The following is a 14,115-nucleotide window of genomic DNA, read 5'->3' as shown; positions in this document are numbered from 1 at the left end:
GAGGGCCGGTCGTGGTGGACCGGACCGGGGGCGAGCGGGTCCGGCGAGCCCGACGGGTGGGCGGGGAGCGCCGTACCGGGCGGGCCCCTGCCACGTAGCCCACGGCGGGGGTCGGGGGCCGCGAAGGCGCGGGACCCCGCGCGCTCGCGGCCCCGCGCCCCGTGGAGGAGCGGCCCCTCGGCACACCGCCTCCGTCGCCGCCGTGCGCTGGGCCGTCGGCCCGCCGTCGACGCGCAGGTCGGTGCCGTTGCCCAGGCCCGCCGGATCGCCCGGCAGGAAGGCGACCGCCCGGGCGACGTCCTCCGGCGCCGCGAACCGGCGTGCCGTACGTGAAGTCCGCGTCCGTCATTGCCTCGTCGGCCGTTCGGCTCAGCCGCCCGGCGCGCCGGCCAGGACTTCCACCTTGCCGGTGTCGAGCGAGTAGTAGGCGCCCACCACGGCAAGGGCGCCCTTCCTCACGAGTGGGGCCAGGTCCTGATTGGATCGCAGATCGGCCGCGGTCAGCTTGACCTGGGCGCGGGCCATGGTCTCGACCGGGTCGGTGCCGCCCTCCCGGACGGCCTGCCTGTACGCCGGCTCCAGGGCCTCGACGATCGCCTGCAGGTTGCCGGGCAGCGGTTTGCCGTCACGAAGGGACGTGTACGCCGCCTTGACGGCGCCGCAGCGCTGATGCCCGAGGATCACGACGAGAGGCGTGCCACTCGTCATGGGCCCGTACTCGACAGAGCCAGTGACCACCGGGCCGACCGCCTCCCCACCCGTGCGCATCACGTAGAGGTCGCCCAGGCCGGTGTCGAAGAGGAGCTCGGGCGGCACCCGGGAGTCGATACACGAGAGAACCGCCCCGAAGGGCTCCTGCTCCTGGGCCACGAGCTGACGCCGGTCCGGATCCCGGTCGGGGTGTTGAAGGTCTCCGCCGACCCAGCGCTTGTTGCCCTCCATCAGCCGCGCGAATGCCGTGGCGGGCGTGGTGGGCCGCTCTCCCGGCGAAGCGCCGGCCGTCGGCGAGGCAGCCCTCGCCAACGAGGCGGCCCTCGTCGATGAGCACCCCGCGAGCGCGGCCACGGCGCCCGCGAGTCCGCCGGCAAGCAGCGATCTGCGTTCCGGACATCCGGCTCTGTCCATCGGTCGGTTCCCCTCGATGCCGCTCGGACACGTCACTGCGTGTTGACCAGGCCAATGGTCCAGCGGGGTGCGGGCGCCGTCGCGGCAGGCACAAGCGGGCGCGGGCCACATTGCTCCGGACAGCCCACAGAACCGGCTCGGGCGGTGGCGCGCGCCTCTGGCGCGGAGACCCGCCCGGCCGACTGCGATACCGACGGCCGGGGTGCGGTCCTTTCTCGGGTTCCGGCACGACTTCTGTGACGGACCGTCAACCGCCGTGCAGGACCGGGAGGCGCGCGGAACCAACGGAGCGGCAGAGCGTCTGTGCGCTGTCGGCTCCCGCGTCAGGCGGTGACCCCTCGCTCGACGCCGATCGTTGCTCCGGTGTTGTACTGGCCGTCGGAACGTGCCAGGCGGGCGACGGTGGCGGCGATCTCGGCCGCTTCCTCGTGGGTTGAGGCCGACAGTGCCCGGGGCGGAGCTCCGCCGTCGCGGCCGTCACCAGGCCGTGGCCGTCCCGGCCGACCGCCGTGCGGTTGCCGGAGCCGGTACTCCGCGCAGCCGTTCAGAGGCAGGACACCGGAACCCATCCGCAGGTCTGTCGACCGTTGCCCATGACGTGCACAATCTGCTGTATGACGATCGCCGCGGGCGCTCCGCCCACGCACAACAGGCCCGCTGAGCTCGCTCTGGGGTTCTTGACGGGCGGGGTGGCCGGGGCGTCGCTGACCGCGTTCATCGGTGGCTGTGTCGTCGGGAGGGCGCCGCTGATCGTCACGGGGCTGGTCCTGCCCACGGTCTACGGGATTCTGTTCTTCCTCGCCACACTGCCACGCCGTGCCCGGGAGGCGGCCGTCGCGCCGCGCACGGCGCTCGCGGTGATCGAGAGTCTGGAGGCCGTCGGGGGTGAGACCAGCGACGTACCGGTGCGGTTCGAGCTGTCGGTCGCGCCGGACGGCGCGCCCGCGTTCCGTGTCGAGATACGGCAGGACGTCAACCTTGTCGAGCTGCCCGACTACCGGCCTCGCGGGGTCGTGGTGGTGGAGTATCCGCCGGACCGGCCGTGGAAGACGCGGATCGTGAAGCGGCCGACGCCGCAGTGGGAGGAGCGGGCGGCCGGGGCCCGGGTGGACTCGGTACCGGGTCCGGCCATGAAGAGCGAGACCCCGGGGGGCTGTTTCAGCGCCCTTCTCACTCTCCTCGGGCTGCTGCTCGGCGCGGCCGCCGTGCTCCTGCTGTTCCGTGCCGACTTGTTCGACGCCCGCGAGGGCGACAGCGGCGCCTCCACGCCGTCAGTCTCCTCCACGTTGTCCACGACTGTGACGTCGGCGCTGGGCACGGTCACCCCGGGACCGGGCCAGTCGATGCTCGACGAGGGCGAACTGCGCAGGGCCGTCGAGTCGTTGACGCAGGGCGCGGACAGGCGCCGGGCGCTCACTGTCGTCGTGCAGGACCACCTGCTGACAGTCGTCTTCACCCCCACCGGCGTGAAGAACCCCTCGTTCGACCCGAGGTCCCTGCCCTACGATCGCGTCCCCGGCCTGGTCGAGGAGGCCAGGACCATTCCCGGCCTCGGGGCCCCGCGGAGCTGGCAGCTCACCGTCGGCGGCGTCACCGGCTCGCTCGTGCTCAGGGTCGTGGTCACCGGCGACGCAGGCACGGGAACGCTGGAGGCGGACGGCCTGGGCAGAGTACTGCGGCGCGGCGGCAGTTGACCGGTTCGGCAGGAAGAGGGGCGTATGGGGTGGGACGAGCTTCTTGTGCTGTGGTGTGCGGTGTGGGGCGTGGTGGCGCTGGTCGGGTACGGCATGTCGCTGGCCGGAGCGACCGGGGCGCAGCGGACGGTCCGGCTCACGGGGCGGATCCAGCGGGTGCGGGAGCCCCGGCACGGTGGGTCCCGGAAGGGCGGGATATCGGTGGTCGTCTCCTACCGCGATCCGGCTTCCGGGCAGGAGGTCACCGTGACGAACGACGGTGAGCGGAGCGAGACGATCATCACCTGTGCGTGGGAGGGCCGGGAGGTCGGGGTCAGCCACCCGCGAGGCAGACCGCACGCCTACCGGTTCTCCAACACACCGGAGGAGGCAAGTCGTGGGCTGGGCGGGCCGGGTTTCGCGGTCTTCCTGGTCTACGTCGGGCTGGTGGTCCTCGCAGCGGTCGGCTGGGGGTGGCCCTGGGCGCTCATCGGCTTCGGCGGGCCGTGGGCGCTCTCCGGCGCCGTTCATCTGCCCGGGGCAGTACGCGCCAGGAACCGCCGTATCGGGCAACTGGCCGCGATGGACACTGTGCGGGGACGCGTCGTCGCGGTGCTGAGGGATGTCAGCGTCGACGACGACGGCCACACCTCGACCACCATCACCCCGGTCGTGTCGTTCACCACCCGTGAGGGCACGGCCGTCACGGCCTACTGCACGTCGAACCTGCCGGACCCGGCCGGCGCGTACGGCCGCGACATCACAGTGCACTACACGTCCGACGACCCTGCCCGGTTCACGCTGGACCGTGCGGCCGAACGCCGCTCGGAGGAGCGGGAGGTGACGTTCCACGTCCTGGCGCTCGTCGTGCTCGTGGCAACGGCCGTGGCGGGGGCGGTGCTGCTCTGACGGCCAAGGAGCGCGCGGTGCCCGCCGTCCGGGGTCGGCTGCGGAGCGAGGTGCCGGAGAGTGCCGTCGACTGCGCCGTGCCTGATCGGCGAGAACGCGGCGGGCGAAGATCGTCCGGTTCGTGACTGCGTGGCCCCGCCAAGGCGCATGTGCAGATCAACTCCAGTAAGCTGGGCGCGTTTTAGATGATGGCAAGGCCGCGTGTCGACTGCGTGCGATGGCGGAAAGCGCCCGATGCTGCCGATGTTCGCGGTCCTCAACGGAGCTCTGATGCACCTGTTCGTTTGCGTTCAGCAGGCTTCGCCCTGCAACCGTTTCCGGGGCCGTATGTGCAGCGGCGCCGGCCGGGCGGCCGTCCGCCAGTGGGGATCGCGGTGCTGCAGCCCTGGCCGACTCGGGCGGATCACCGGGCCTCGTCCCGGGCTGTCAGTCGTTCGTCTGCGGTAGCACCTCTTCGCCGCACGAACGTTCCACGCACCATTCATTTGCCGAATCGTTTCTCCTGTCCACCAGCTCTCCGGAGGCCGCGCCCGCCCCCTACGGGGGGAGCGAACCGCCGCGCTGCCCCTCGAAGGCTCGATCGACCCCTAGGACCACCCTCCGTGACCTTGTCCTCGAAAATCGCCGTTGCCCTTGGCGTCTTGTCTCTCCTCCTAGCAGTCTGGGCGCTGCTCCTGGCCCGCTCGCGCCGCGAACACGTGCGACGGGGCAAAGAGTTGCTTGCGGAGGCGCAGGCCGCCGATTCCCGTGCGCGGGCTGCCGAGGGCCATGCCCGGACCGAGGTGCTGAACAAGCAGGCCGCAGAGTCCCGTATGAAGGAGCTCGACAACCGCGAGGCGGAGCTTCTCGACGAAGTGCGTCACCTCGTCTCCAATCGGCTTCCCGCTCTCGCACTGCACCTGATCAGCTCTCACCACCCCGTCCCCGGGATCCTGCACAAGAACCTCGCGGGGTCCGAGGCCGCACAGCTTCTCGACGCCCTGCCCGAAGCGGTAAGCGGCATCGTCCTCAAGGAAAGGCGCCGTATCGACGCCGCCGCTCGGGCTGTCCTGCGTGGCGCGACCCAGGAGTCCCAGGCCCTCTCCTACCGGTTGCAGACGAATATTGTGGGTCTGCAGCACGAGTTCAGCGCGCCGCCCCGTCTGACGCAGAGCCTGCTTGAGTCCGACCACATCAATGAGCAGAACCTGCGCCTGACGCAGAGATCCGCCATCGTGTGCGGAGGCTGGCCGGGGCACGTCCGCAAGGACACCTACGTGAGCGAGGTCGTCAGCGGCGCCTCCTCCCGACTGCGCGGCTTCGACCGCATCAACATCGTCTCCCGGCTGGGCCTTTCCAACATCGGCGTGGTCGGACGCGCGGCTGAGCCCGTCGCCGTGGTCTGTGCCGAGCTGATGGCCAACGCGCTGGAGCACTCCCGTGACGACCTCATGGTGGACGTCGGCCTGATCCAGACCGGCAACGGCAGTGTGTGCATCACGATCGACGACGCCGGCAAGGGCATGACCTCGGAGGCGCTCGCCCGCGGCCGGAACCTGATATCGGGTGAACAGCAGGAGGTGATGCTCCTCGAACTCGGCGACCCGCCGTCCATGGGCTTCGCCGCCATCGGCCGTCTCGTCGCCGACTACGGCCTCCATGTCTCCATCGACACTTCCTCTCCCTATGGCGGGGTGCGCGCTGTGGTGTCCGTTCCCGAGAACCTGCTGACTTCCATCGACGAGAACGCCATGCCTCCGTCGGTCATGGCTCCCCAGCCTGCCGTGGCGCCGCAGGCCCACAAGCGGCCCGCTCCCGCCGACTCGCCCGACCACTCGCCCGCGCGGACCGCCGCAGCGGAACTGCCGCAGCGCCGCCGCCGTTTCTCAGCGACAGCCGCCCATGACGAAGCAGCGGCTGCCCCCCGCCCCCTGGACCCGGAAAACACCGGTGCCATCTGGAGCGATTTCCAAAGTGGCCTCACCAACGGCCGGTCCGTCACCGATTCGGAGGAAGCACTGTGACCATGCCCGAAGCCCACGAAGTGACCGGCCCGTCCGCCTGGGTCCTGAAGCCCATCACCGAGATCCGTGGGGTCCGGCACGCCTTGACCATGACGCTCGACGGGATGGTCCAGGCCACCTCCGAGAACCTCACCAAGGACGAGGCGGACGGCATCGGCGCGATGACCGCCGCGTTGCACTCCGCCTCCCGTGCCGCCACCAACGCCGTTCTGGGAGCCCCTCCGAGCACTCCGCTCACGACCGTCACCTCGCACAACGACCGGGGTACCTACATGGTCATGCCGGTGGGCGAAGGAACCAACACCCTGATCGCGGCGGCAGGCGATGAGGACATGCCCATGGGGGTCGTCGCCGCCACCATGGCGCGCCAGGCGATGAAGCTCGGGGAACAGATCATGTCCGTTCCCGCTCGTACCAACGACGGGGCGTCATGAGTCGCGGCCAGGAACAGCGACGGCTGCTGCCGGCCTACCTCGCGACCGGGACCAACCCCAGTGCCGGTCTCTCGGGCGCCCTCGATTCACTTGCCGCCCTGCGAGCCAGTGGTCTGCCCCTCGCCAGGTACCACACGGCGGTGCACCAGCGTGTGGTCGAGCTGCTCACCGACGGATCCCTCAGCGTCGTCGAACTGGCCGGCTATCTCGGTCTCCCGGTCAGCGTGACTCTGGTGCTCGCCGAACAACTCGTCAATGACGGTCAGTTAAAGGCCACCGTTCCGATTCCAGACGCCCTCCGCGCGTCGAACGATGGCCGGCCGTCGAAAGAAGTCCTGGAAGAGGTTCTGAGTGGACTCCACGCTCTCCTTGCCGCCTAGCTCGCCTCCCGTCTACCTGCCTGAGGGGGAACACCGAAGGATCAAGATCCTCGTTGCCGGTCCGCTCGGTATCGGCAAGACGACCGTCGTCAAGTCGCTGTCGCAGATTCCGACACTGCACACCGACGAGGTCATGACGAACGCGGCGGTCGCTACCGACGACCTCAGCCACGATGTCCTGCGTGACAAGACGACGACCACGGTCGCCATCGACTTCGGCCGTCTGACGCTGCCGGGCGACAAGATCGTCCTGTACCTGTACGGAACACCCGGACAGCGCCGCTTCCTTCCGCTGTGGGAAGGCATCGCGTTCGGAGCACTTGGCGCCCTCGTCCTGGTCGACACCCGGCGTCTCAAGGACTCCTGGGAGGTGATGGAACTCATCGAGGAGCGCGGTTTGCCGTACGCCGTGGCTGTCAATGTCTTCCCTGACTCACCCAAGTACGACTTGGCGCTCATCCGTTCGAAGCTTGACCTGGCCCCGGAGACTCCACTGGTCACCTGTGACGCACGAGAGAAGAACAGCGGCTTGCACGCCCTCGCCCAACTGACCGCCCATTCCATATCCGTTGCCGGAGTCAAAGCCTCGTGACGCTCATACCAGCCGAAGCCCCCGTGTCCCTGCACGGGGCCGAACACGCCGCGAACCCGCAGCGCAGCTATGAACTGCTGCGCAGGCAGGGGCCGGTCGGCGTAGCCGAGGTGGCACCCGGTGTCGTGGTCAACCTGGTCACCGACTACCGGGCTGCCCTCGACCTCCTCCAGGACACCGATACGTGGACCAAGGACACCCGGAGCTGGCTGCCGCAGGTGCCGGAGGACAGCCCGATCCGGCCCCTGGTGGAGTGGCGGCCGAGTCTGTTCTTCGCCGATGGCGACGCACACGCGCACCTGCGGCGTGTGATCACGGACAGCTTCGGTCTCCTGGACCCTCATGACGTGCGGATCCTGACATTCCGCTACGCCGACATGCTGCTCCAGGAATTCGCCGACATCGGGACGGTCGACCTCGTCCGCCAGTACGCGCAGCAGCTTCCCCTGATGGTCTTCAACGCGCTGTTCGGAATGCCGGACGAAGAGGGCCGACGGCTCGTGTGGGCCCTCGGGGCGATGATGGACAGCGATCCGGAGACACAGGCACTGGGCGGGCAGTCGTTCGGCGCCTACCTCGAAACGCTCTACCGGACCAAGGCGGCACAACGCGGCCATGATCTGACCTCCTGGTTCATCGATCACCCCAATGGGCTGAACCGGGAAGAGGCCGTCAACCAGATCCTCATCACCCTCGGGGCCGGGAACGAGCCGCTGTGCAACCTCATCGCCAACACGCTCGTCCGCATGCTCAGTGACGACCGTTATTTCGGCACGCTGACCACCGGGAGCCTGCCGATCCAGCACGCCATCGATGACGCGCTGTGGCACGACGCGCCGCTGGCCAACTACAGCGTCCACTTCCCCAGGAAGGACGTGACCTTCCACGGCACTCGCATCCCCGCGGGCTCGCCGGTCATGGTGTCCTACGCCGCCGCCAACACCTGCCCCCACTCGGGCATGCCGACGGACGGCTACCGCTCCGGGAACAAGGCGCACCTCGCCTTCGCCGCGGGGCCCCACGCGTGTCCCGCCCGTGACGTGGCCACGCTGATCGCCACCGCCGCCATCGAGAGGCTGCTGACCTATCTGCCGGACATCGAACTGGACGTTCCGGCCGACAAGCTGACCTATCGCCCCGGCGCCGTCCACCGGACGCTCACCTCGCTCCCGGCCCGGTTCACCCCGTTGACCCCCGACGCCGACGGGGCCACCCCCTGGAGCCGGAGCCCCTCCCGTCCCGAGGACGCACCACTCTCCCCGACGGCAGGCGGCATCAAGGCGTAGAAGCCATATCACCTGCCGTCGATCGTCTCGTCGGGGGGGGGGGGGGGGGGGGGGGGGGGGGGGGCCCCCCCCCCCCCCCCCCCCCCGCCTCCGTGCCCGTGCCCGTGCCCACGCCCGTGTCCGTTTCCGGCGCGAGGATTCGGAACCCGCGCATACTCATCAAGTTTGACTACTTGCCCCCGGAGGCATACCTTCCTCGTAGTCAAATTTGACGAGTATGCGCGAAGAGCGCGTACGAGCGAAGGGCGAGCGTGCCCGAAGAGAGCGTGAGGAGTCCGCGTGACCAAGCTGCCCGACACCGGATACGTCCCGACGACCGAGGACCGCGCGAGCCTGGCCGCCTGGTTCGAGGAGTACGACGCGTGCAGCGCCCGGCGCGACATCGGGCGCATGGCGGACATGGCGGTGTTCCCCCTGAATCTTGTGAGCGACGACGCGGCGGGTGACGGGCGTTCGGCTCAGTGGGACCGCGAGCGGTTCGTCACGACGATGACGCAGGTGATGGGCGGGGGCGGTGAGGACATCTCGTTCGAGTCCACCCGGACCCCCGTCTTCGTCTCCCCCTCGATGGCTGTGGTCTTCTCGGACTCGGCCATGACCGCGGAGGGTCGTACGCGGCACCTGCGATACGCCGACGTCCTGATCCGGCGGAACGGGCGGTGGGCGTTCCAGACGATGCTCCAGAGCGGTTGGGGCGACAACCTCTGAGCCGTGCCCCACGATGCCCGCGGCGCGCAGCGCGCGGCCCGCCGCGGGCGGAACATCGTCCGGGCCGCACACGCCCGCCGCCCGTCCACGCCTCTCAACTCGGTGGACCGCGACGGCCGCGGGTGGCAAGAGTGTCACCCATGACCTCACACGTACGTCACATCACGATCGACTGCGCCGACGCCTACGAGTTGGGCGGCTTCTGGTCCCGGGTCGTCGACGCCCCGCTCTCCGACGAGGACGCCCCGGGCGATCCCGAGGTGCTCGTCGAGGCGCCGGGCACCGCACTGCTGTTCATCACGGTGCCGGAGCCGAAACGCGCCAAGAACCGCGTGCACCTGGACATCCAGCCGCAGGACCGCACCCGCGACGAGGAGGTGGAACGGCTGCTCGGTCTGGGCGCCGCCCTCGTGGCCGATCACCGCAGGCCGGACGGCCGGGGCTGGGCCACGCTCGCCGACCCGGAGGGCAACGAGTTCTGCGTCGAATGCGGCGCGGCGGAACGGGCGGCGCTGGCCGGGGAACGGTTGCCGGTCGGCGCGGACGACGTGACCACCGCGGTCCGGCTCGCGGTCGACGCGCTGCGGGAGTGCCCGGCGGACGACTGGTCGGCCCCGGCCGGTTCACTGGAGTGGGACTGCTGGGAGACCGCGGAGCACCTGAGCGACGATCTCTTCTCCTATGCCGCCCAACTGGGGCCGCGCAGGCCGCCGTCGGACGCCTACCTCCCGTTCCGCTGGACGGCCGACCGCGAGGGCGGCCCGGCGAACGCGGTCTTCGCGGACCGGTCGGCCGGGCCCGAGGGGCTGCTGCGGACGCTGGAGGCGAGCGGCGCGCTGCTCGCGGCGATGGTGCGGACATCCCCTCCCGAGGTCCGGTCGTACCACACCTACGGGATCTCCGACCCCGAGGGCTTCGCCGCGATGGGTGTCGTGGAGACCCTGGTGCACACGTACGACCTCGCCGCAGGCCTGGGCGTGCCCTGGGCGCCGCCCGCCGATCTCTGCGGCCGGGTGCTGGCGCGGCTGTTCCCGCGGGCACCGGAGGACACCGACCGGTGGGCCGTGCTGCTCTGGGCCACCGGACGTGCCGAGTTGCCCGGGCGTCCCCGGGTCGCCTCGTGGCGATGGCACAGCGCGCCGTTGCCGGAGCCCGGCCGGGAGTAGAGCACCCCGCCCGGGCCGCCGCGCCGGGCCGTGGCCAGAATCGACGCCGTGAAGCATCAGCAGGTTCTGGAGAAACTGGCCGCCCGCGGACTGGTCCGGGCGATGGACGAGGAACTGGCCCGGTGGGTGCAGCACCAGATGCGTCCGCCGGGCCGTTCGCACGCCGAGATCGAGCGGGCGGTGCTGCCTCCGGTCCTGCGCCGGTGGCGCTGTCTGCTCGACGGGGAGGACGCCGGCGCGGCGAGCAGGAACGTCGCCCGGGTCGCACTCGCCGCACTGCTGCACAAGTACGGCTTCCAGGACCCGCACACCACGGCCGCCGCGCTGCGGGCGGTGGACGACCTCAACCACGACGTCGTACTGTCCGATGCCTTCGAGCGCCGGTCCCCGGAGATCAAGGAGCTGCTCGCGTCCGCGCCGGTCCCGCTGACGCGGCGCCCGCGCCGGCCCCGGGCGCTGTCGTTCCTGCGCCCCGGGGACGTGATCTCCTTCGAGGTCTCGGGCCGTTTCCACGGGGCGTTCGTGCGCGACGTGCACGATGCCGACGAGTTCCCGGTGGTCGAGTTCTACGCGGGCTCGTTCACCCGGCCGCCCACCTGGGCGGAGCTGTCGGGCCGGGACGCGGCGGCCGAGCGGGGCCGGGCCCGCTTCGGCGTCGTGGGCCTGGCCCAGCTGCCCGATCCCGCCCACCAGGTGCGGGCAGTCGAGGCGCGCCGGCCCCTCCCGCCGGCCGGTGAGGAGCCCCGGCCGGGCGAGGGGCTCTGGACGCTGACCGACCTCATGAGCCTCCAGGAGGACGTGTTCCGCCTCTTCGGGGACCGGGCACCGGACGAAACCTGAACCGCCCGCCCGGGGCGGGCGGGCGTCCGTCAGGACCGGTCGGTGTCCAGCGCCGGGTAGTCGACGTACCCCTTCGCGTCCCCGCCGAAGAAGGTCGAGGGGTCCGGGGTGTTGAACGGGCCGCCGGCCCTCAGCCGGGCGGGCAGGTCCGGGTTGGCGATGAACAGCGCGCCGTACGAGATGATGTCGGCGATGCCGTCGTCGATCACCGTGTGGTCGCCGGGTCCGGTCGGGCCGTCCGTGAACATGTTGAGGACGACGGTCCCGGAGAACCGCTTGCGCAGCGCGAGAGTCAGTTCCCGCGTCTCCACCGCCTCCAGGATGTGCAGGTAGGCGAGGCCGAGCGGCTCGATCTCCCGCACCAGCGCCGTGTAGACGGCGTCCGGCTCGGGCTCGTCGATGTCGTTGTACGGGTTTCCGGGCGAGATGCGCAGCCCGGTGCGCTCCGCGCCGATCTCGGCCGCGACGGCCCGGACCACCTCGACGGCGAACCGGATGCGGGCCTCCTCGGAGCCGCCCCACTCGTCGTCGCGCAGGTTGGTGTTGGGCGCGAGGAACTGGTGGATGAGGTAGCCGTTGGCGCCGTGCAGTTCGACCCCGTCGAAACCGGCATCGATCGCGTTGCGGGCGGCCGCCGCGAAGTCGGCGACGGTCTGCCGGACTTCGTCGCCGGTGAGTTCGTGCGGCGTGGTGAAGTCCTCCAGTCCCGCTCCGGTGAAGAGTCGGCCCGCGGGCCTGACCGGCGAGGGGGCGACCGGCGTCAGGTCGTCCGGCAGCAGGACCGGGTGGCCGATCCGGCCCGCGTGCATGAGCTGGGCGAAGATCCGGCCGCCCGCCGCGTGCACCGCGTCGGTGACCTCGCGCCAGGACGCCACCTGCTCGGCGCTGTGCAGCCCCGGGGTGTTGGGGTAGCCCTGGCCCACCACCGACGGCTGGACGCCCTCCGTGATGATGAGGCCCGCCGAGGCGCGCTGGGCGTAGTACTCGACGACGAGGTCCGTGGCGACGCCGCCCTCACCGGCCCGGCTGCGGGTCATCGGGGCCATGGCGATGCGGTTGGCGAGCTGCGTGCCGGACAGGTCGATCGGATCGAAAGCGGTGGTCATGGGGGCTCCCGAAAAAATATGTGGTCGGCCAATTATTTTCGCCGCCGCCACTCTAGCGGATTGATTGGCCGACCAAGGTAAAGTTCGCAGAAAGCCCCGGAACCGCGTGGGCGGCCCGTCCCGCACCGCGGGAATCATGGTCATGGCGCCCCGTCCGCCCACACTGCGGGAATCATGGCCGGAGCGCCCCGCCCGTCCCACCCGAGGAGGCCCGATGAAGGACGATCCCGCCTGTACCGAACTGCCGAGCGCCGCCCGCGGCGGCCCCGTCAGCCATGCCGTCTCGCGGGTCGCCCGGCTGCACCGCATCGCCGCGGGCAAACTGCTCAGGGGGCTCGGCCTCTACCCGGGTCAGGAGTTCCTGATGATGTACCTGTGGGACGCGGGGGCGGTACGCCAGTCCGAGTTGATCAGGGCCATGGACCTCGACCCCTCCACCGTCACCAAGATGCTCCAGCGTCTGGAACAGACCGGGCACGTCCGCCGTTGCCCCGACCCGTCGGACCGCCGGGCCGTCCTTGTCGAGGCCACCGACGAGAGCTGCGCGCTGCACACGGCGGTCGAGCGGGCCTGGACGGATCTGGAGGAGCACACCCTCGCCGGACTGGACACCGCCGAGCGCGAGGAACTGGCCCGGCTGCTCGCCAAGGTCGAGGAGAACCTCTGCCGGGAGACCGCGGACTGTCCCGGAGGCGACTGACCCGGGCTCAGTGGGCGAGCACGTCCAGGGCCCGGTCCGCGTCGGCCTCCGTGTTGTACAGGTGGAAGGCCGCGCGCAGGGCCCCCGCCCGGTCCGACACCACCACCCCGGCCCGTGCCAGCTCCGCCGCCCGCCCGCCGAGCCCGGGCACCGCCACGACGGCCGACTCCCCCGGCACCGCCTCGTGCCCCAGCCCTGCGAGCCCCGTCCGGAAGCGGGCCGCGAGAGCGGTCACATGGGCGTGGACGGCGCCGATACCGATCTCGCCCAGCAGGGCGAGGGAGTGCCCGGCCCCGTGGTACGAGAGGAAGGCGGGCGGTTCGTCGTAGCGGCGGGCGCTCGCCGCGAGCCGCTCGACCGGCCCGTAGGTGCTGTTCCAGGGATCGTCCGAGGCGACCCATGCGGCGAAGACGGCGGGCAGGGTGCGCTGCGCCTCCTCCGTCACGGTGAGGAACGACGTGCCCCGCGGGCCCAGCAGGAACTTGAACCCGCCGGTGACGGTGTAGTCGTACGCCCCGGCGTCCAACGGCAGCCAGCCGGCCGCCTGGGTGGCGTCGAGCAGGGTCCGGGCGCCATGGGCGGCGGCGGCCGCGCGCACCGCGGCGAGGTCGGCGAGCCTGCCGTCGGCGGACTGCACCGCGGAGAAGGCGACGAGCGCGGTCCCGGGCCGTACCGCTTCGGCCAGCCGCTCCAACGGGACGTATCGCATCTTCAGGTCGCCCCGGACCGCGAACGGGCTGACGACGGAACTGAACTCCCCCTCCGGTGCCACGACCTCGGCCCCCGCGGGCAACGAGGCGGCGATCAGTCCGACGTGCACCGAGACCGAGCTGCCGGTCGCCACCCGGTCGGCATCGACGCCGACGAGGCGGGCGAAACCGGCCCGGGCCGCCTCCACCGCCTCGAAGTCGCCGGAGCCGGCTCGCCGCCCGGAGGCGAGCTCGTCGGCGAGTTCCTTCACCGCCGCCACGGCACGACGGGGCAGCAGCCCGCAGCTCGCGGTGTTGAGGTAGGTGACCCCCGGCTCGAACTGGTCCTTCACCACGCGGTCGAGCGAAGCAGTATCCATGCGTTCAGCGTGCAGTCGCGTTGACGGCTCGTCAATCGCCCATCGCCCGGATCCGCGGGGGACGGTTCGGGGACGATGAGCTGACGGGCCCGAACCGGGCCCACGCGCACGGCCCGGGACCGTG

Annotated in this window: 15 protein-coding genes; 11 read left to right on the top strand and 4 right to left on the bottom strand. The window is 71.1% G+C overall.

Annotated features, from left to right (window positions below):
* Nucleotides 1–369: 369 nt before the first annotated feature.
* Together ACF1CT_RS03565 and ACF1CT_RS03560 are read right to left on the bottom strand one after the other, a co-directional pair.
* The gene (locus tag ACF1CT_RS03565; RefSeq protein ID WP_391782073.1) at nucleotides 370–1,125 is read right to left on the bottom strand and encodes a carbonic anhydrase; all 756 of its coding nucleotides are present in this window, start codon (nucleotides 1,123–1,125) and stop codon (nucleotides 370–372) included.
* A 323-nt stretch (nucleotides 1,126–1,448) separates the two neighbouring features.
* Nucleotides 1,449–1,694 carry a hypothetical protein gene (locus ACF1CT_RS03560; protein WP_391782072.1) on the bottom strand — a complete coding sequence of 82 codons (246 nt, stop codon included), beginning with the start codon at nucleotides 1,692–1,694 and terminating at the stop codon, nucleotides 1,449–1,451.
* 45 nt (nucleotides 1,695–1,739) lie between these two features.
* Here ACF1CT_RS03560 and ACF1CT_RS03555 point away from each other — a divergent pair, with 45 nt between their 5' ends.
* From ACF1CT_RS03555 to ACF1CT_RS03510, 10 genes are all read left to right on the top strand, one after another.
* On the top strand, nucleotides 1,740–2,819 hold the full coding sequence (locus ACF1CT_RS03555; RefSeq protein WP_391782071.1) for a hypothetical protein: 1,080 nt from the start codon (nucleotides 1,740–1,742) through the stop codon (nucleotides 2,817–2,819).
* Between the two features lie 24 nt (nucleotides 2,820–2,843).
* Complete coding sequence (locus tag ACF1CT_RS03550) at nucleotides 2,844–3,707, top strand: DUF3592 domain-containing protein (protein WP_391782070.1); 864 nt, start codon at nucleotides 2,844–2,846, stop codon at nucleotides 3,705–3,707.
* A gap of 602 nt (nucleotides 3,708–4,309) precedes the next feature.
* Nucleotides 4,310–5,710, top strand: coding sequence for an ATP-binding protein (locus ACF1CT_RS03545; protein ID WP_391782069.1), 1,401 nt, complete (start codon nucleotides 4,310–4,312; stop codon nucleotides 5,708–5,710).
* 2 nt (nucleotides 5,711–5,712) lie between these two features.
* Nucleotides 5,713–6,144 carry a roadblock/LC7 domain-containing protein gene (locus ACF1CT_RS03540; RefSeq protein WP_391782178.1) on the top strand — a complete coding sequence of 144 codons (432 nt, stop codon included), beginning with the start codon at nucleotides 5,713–5,715 and terminating at the stop codon, nucleotides 6,142–6,144.
* On the top strand, nucleotides 6,141–6,524 hold the full coding sequence (locus ACF1CT_RS03535) for a DUF742 domain-containing protein (protein ID WP_391782068.1): 384 nt from the start codon (nucleotides 6,141–6,143) through the stop codon (nucleotides 6,522–6,524). The genes ACF1CT_RS03540 and ACF1CT_RS03535 overlap by 4 nt, the downstream gene beginning before the upstream one ends.
* Complete coding sequence (locus tag ACF1CT_RS03530; RefSeq protein ID WP_383722193.1) at nucleotides 6,496–7,116, top strand: ATP/GTP-binding protein; 621 nt, start codon at nucleotides 6,496–6,498, stop codon at nucleotides 7,114–7,116. Before ACF1CT_RS03535 ends, ACF1CT_RS03530 begins: the two co-directional genes overlap by 29 nt.
* A complete protein-coding gene (locus tag ACF1CT_RS03525) occupies nucleotides 7,113–8,402 on the top strand; it encodes a cytochrome P450 (RefSeq protein ID WP_391782067.1) in 1,290 nt (429 codons plus the stop codon). The genes ACF1CT_RS03530 and ACF1CT_RS03525 overlap by 4 nt, the downstream gene beginning before the upstream one ends.
* Nucleotides 8,403–8,681: 279 nt before the next feature.
* Nucleotides 8,682–9,110 (top strand): nuclear transport factor 2 family protein, encoded by a 429-nt coding sequence (locus ACF1CT_RS03520; RefSeq protein WP_391782066.1) that lies wholly within the window; start codon nucleotides 8,682–8,684, stop codon nucleotides 9,108–9,110.
* A gap of 140 nt (nucleotides 9,111–9,250) precedes the next feature.
* Complete coding sequence (locus tag ACF1CT_RS03515) at nucleotides 9,251–10,276, top strand: VOC family protein (protein ID WP_391782065.1); 1,026 nt, start codon at nucleotides 9,251–9,253, stop codon at nucleotides 10,274–10,276.
* A 48-nt stretch (nucleotides 10,277–10,324) separates the two neighbouring features.
* Nucleotides 10,325–11,116 carry a hypothetical protein gene (locus ACF1CT_RS03510; RefSeq protein ID WP_391782064.1) on the top strand — a complete coding sequence of 264 codons (792 nt, stop codon included), beginning with the start codon at nucleotides 10,325–10,327 and terminating at the stop codon, nucleotides 11,114–11,116.
* Between the two features lie 29 nt (nucleotides 11,117–11,145).
* On the opposite strand, the gene ACF1CT_RS03505 is transcribed toward ACF1CT_RS03510, so the two are convergent.
* Nucleotides 11,146–12,222 (bottom strand): alkene reductase, encoded by a 1,077-nt coding sequence (locus ACF1CT_RS03505; RefSeq protein ID WP_391782063.1) that lies wholly within the window; start codon nucleotides 12,220–12,222, stop codon nucleotides 11,146–11,148.
* 214 nt (nucleotides 12,223–12,436) lie between these two features.
* Between ACF1CT_RS03505 and ACF1CT_RS03500 the strand changes: the two genes are divergently transcribed.
* Nucleotides 12,437–12,922: a MarR family winged helix-turn-helix transcriptional regulator gene (locus ACF1CT_RS03500; protein WP_391782062.1), complete on the top strand. Its 486-nt coding sequence runs from the start codon at nucleotides 12,437–12,439 to the stop codon at nucleotides 12,920–12,922.
* A gap of 7 nt (nucleotides 12,923–12,929) precedes the next feature.
* On the opposite strand, the gene ACF1CT_RS03495 is transcribed toward ACF1CT_RS03500, so the two are convergent.
* Nucleotides 12,930–13,991: an aminotransferase class V-fold PLP-dependent enzyme gene (locus ACF1CT_RS03495; protein WP_391782061.1), complete on the bottom strand. Its 1,062-nt coding sequence runs from the start codon at nucleotides 13,989–13,991 to the stop codon at nucleotides 12,930–12,932.
* Between the last annotated feature and the right edge of the window lie 124 nt (nucleotides 13,992–14,115).

This window comes from Streptomyces sp. NPDC014734 (genome assembly GCF_043083325.1).
Taxonomy (GTDB): domain Bacteria; phylum Actinomycetota; class Actinomycetes; order Streptomycetales; family Streptomycetaceae; genus Streptomyces.
This window is presented reverse-complemented; position numbering and strand designations above follow the sequence as displayed.

Coding starts and splice junctions, on each gene's coding strand:
- ACF1CT_RS03550 (WP_391782070.1), top strand. CDS start 2,844: ATGGGGTGGGACGAGCTTCTTGTGCTGTGGTGTGCGGTGTGGGGCGTG.
- ACF1CT_RS03495 (WP_391782061.1), bottom strand. CDS start 13,991: ATGGATACTGCTTCGCTCGACCGCGTGGTGAAGGACCAGTTCGAGCCG.
- ACF1CT_RS03515 (WP_391782065.1), top strand. CDS start 9,251: ATGACCTCACACGTACGTCACATCACGATCGACTGCGCCGACGCCTAC.
- ACF1CT_RS03540 (WP_391782178.1), top strand. CDS start 5,713: ATGCCCGAAGCCCACGAAGTGACCGGCCCGTCCGCCTGGGTCCTGAAG.
- ACF1CT_RS03560 (WP_391782072.1), bottom strand. CDS start 1,694: ATGGGTTCCGGTGTCCTGCCTCTGAACGGCTGCGCGGAGTACCGGCTC.
- ACF1CT_RS03565 (WP_391782073.1), bottom strand. CDS start 1,125: ATGGACAGAGCCGGATGTCCGGAACGCAGATCGCTGCTTGCCGGCGGA.
- ACF1CT_RS03535 (WP_391782068.1), top strand. CDS start 6,141: ATGAGTCGCGGCCAGGAACAGCGACGGCTGCTGCCGGCCTACCTCGCG.
- ACF1CT_RS03505 (WP_391782063.1), bottom strand. CDS start 12,222: ATGACCACCGCTTTCGATCCGATCGACCTGTCCGGCACGCAGCTCGCC.
- ACF1CT_RS03500 (WP_391782062.1), top strand. CDS start 12,437: ATGAAGGACGATCCCGCCTGTACCGAACTGCCGAGCGCCGCCCGCGGC.
- ACF1CT_RS03555 (WP_391782071.1), top strand. CDS start 1,740: ATGACGATCGCCGCGGGCGCTCCGCCCACGCACAACAGGCCCGCTGAG.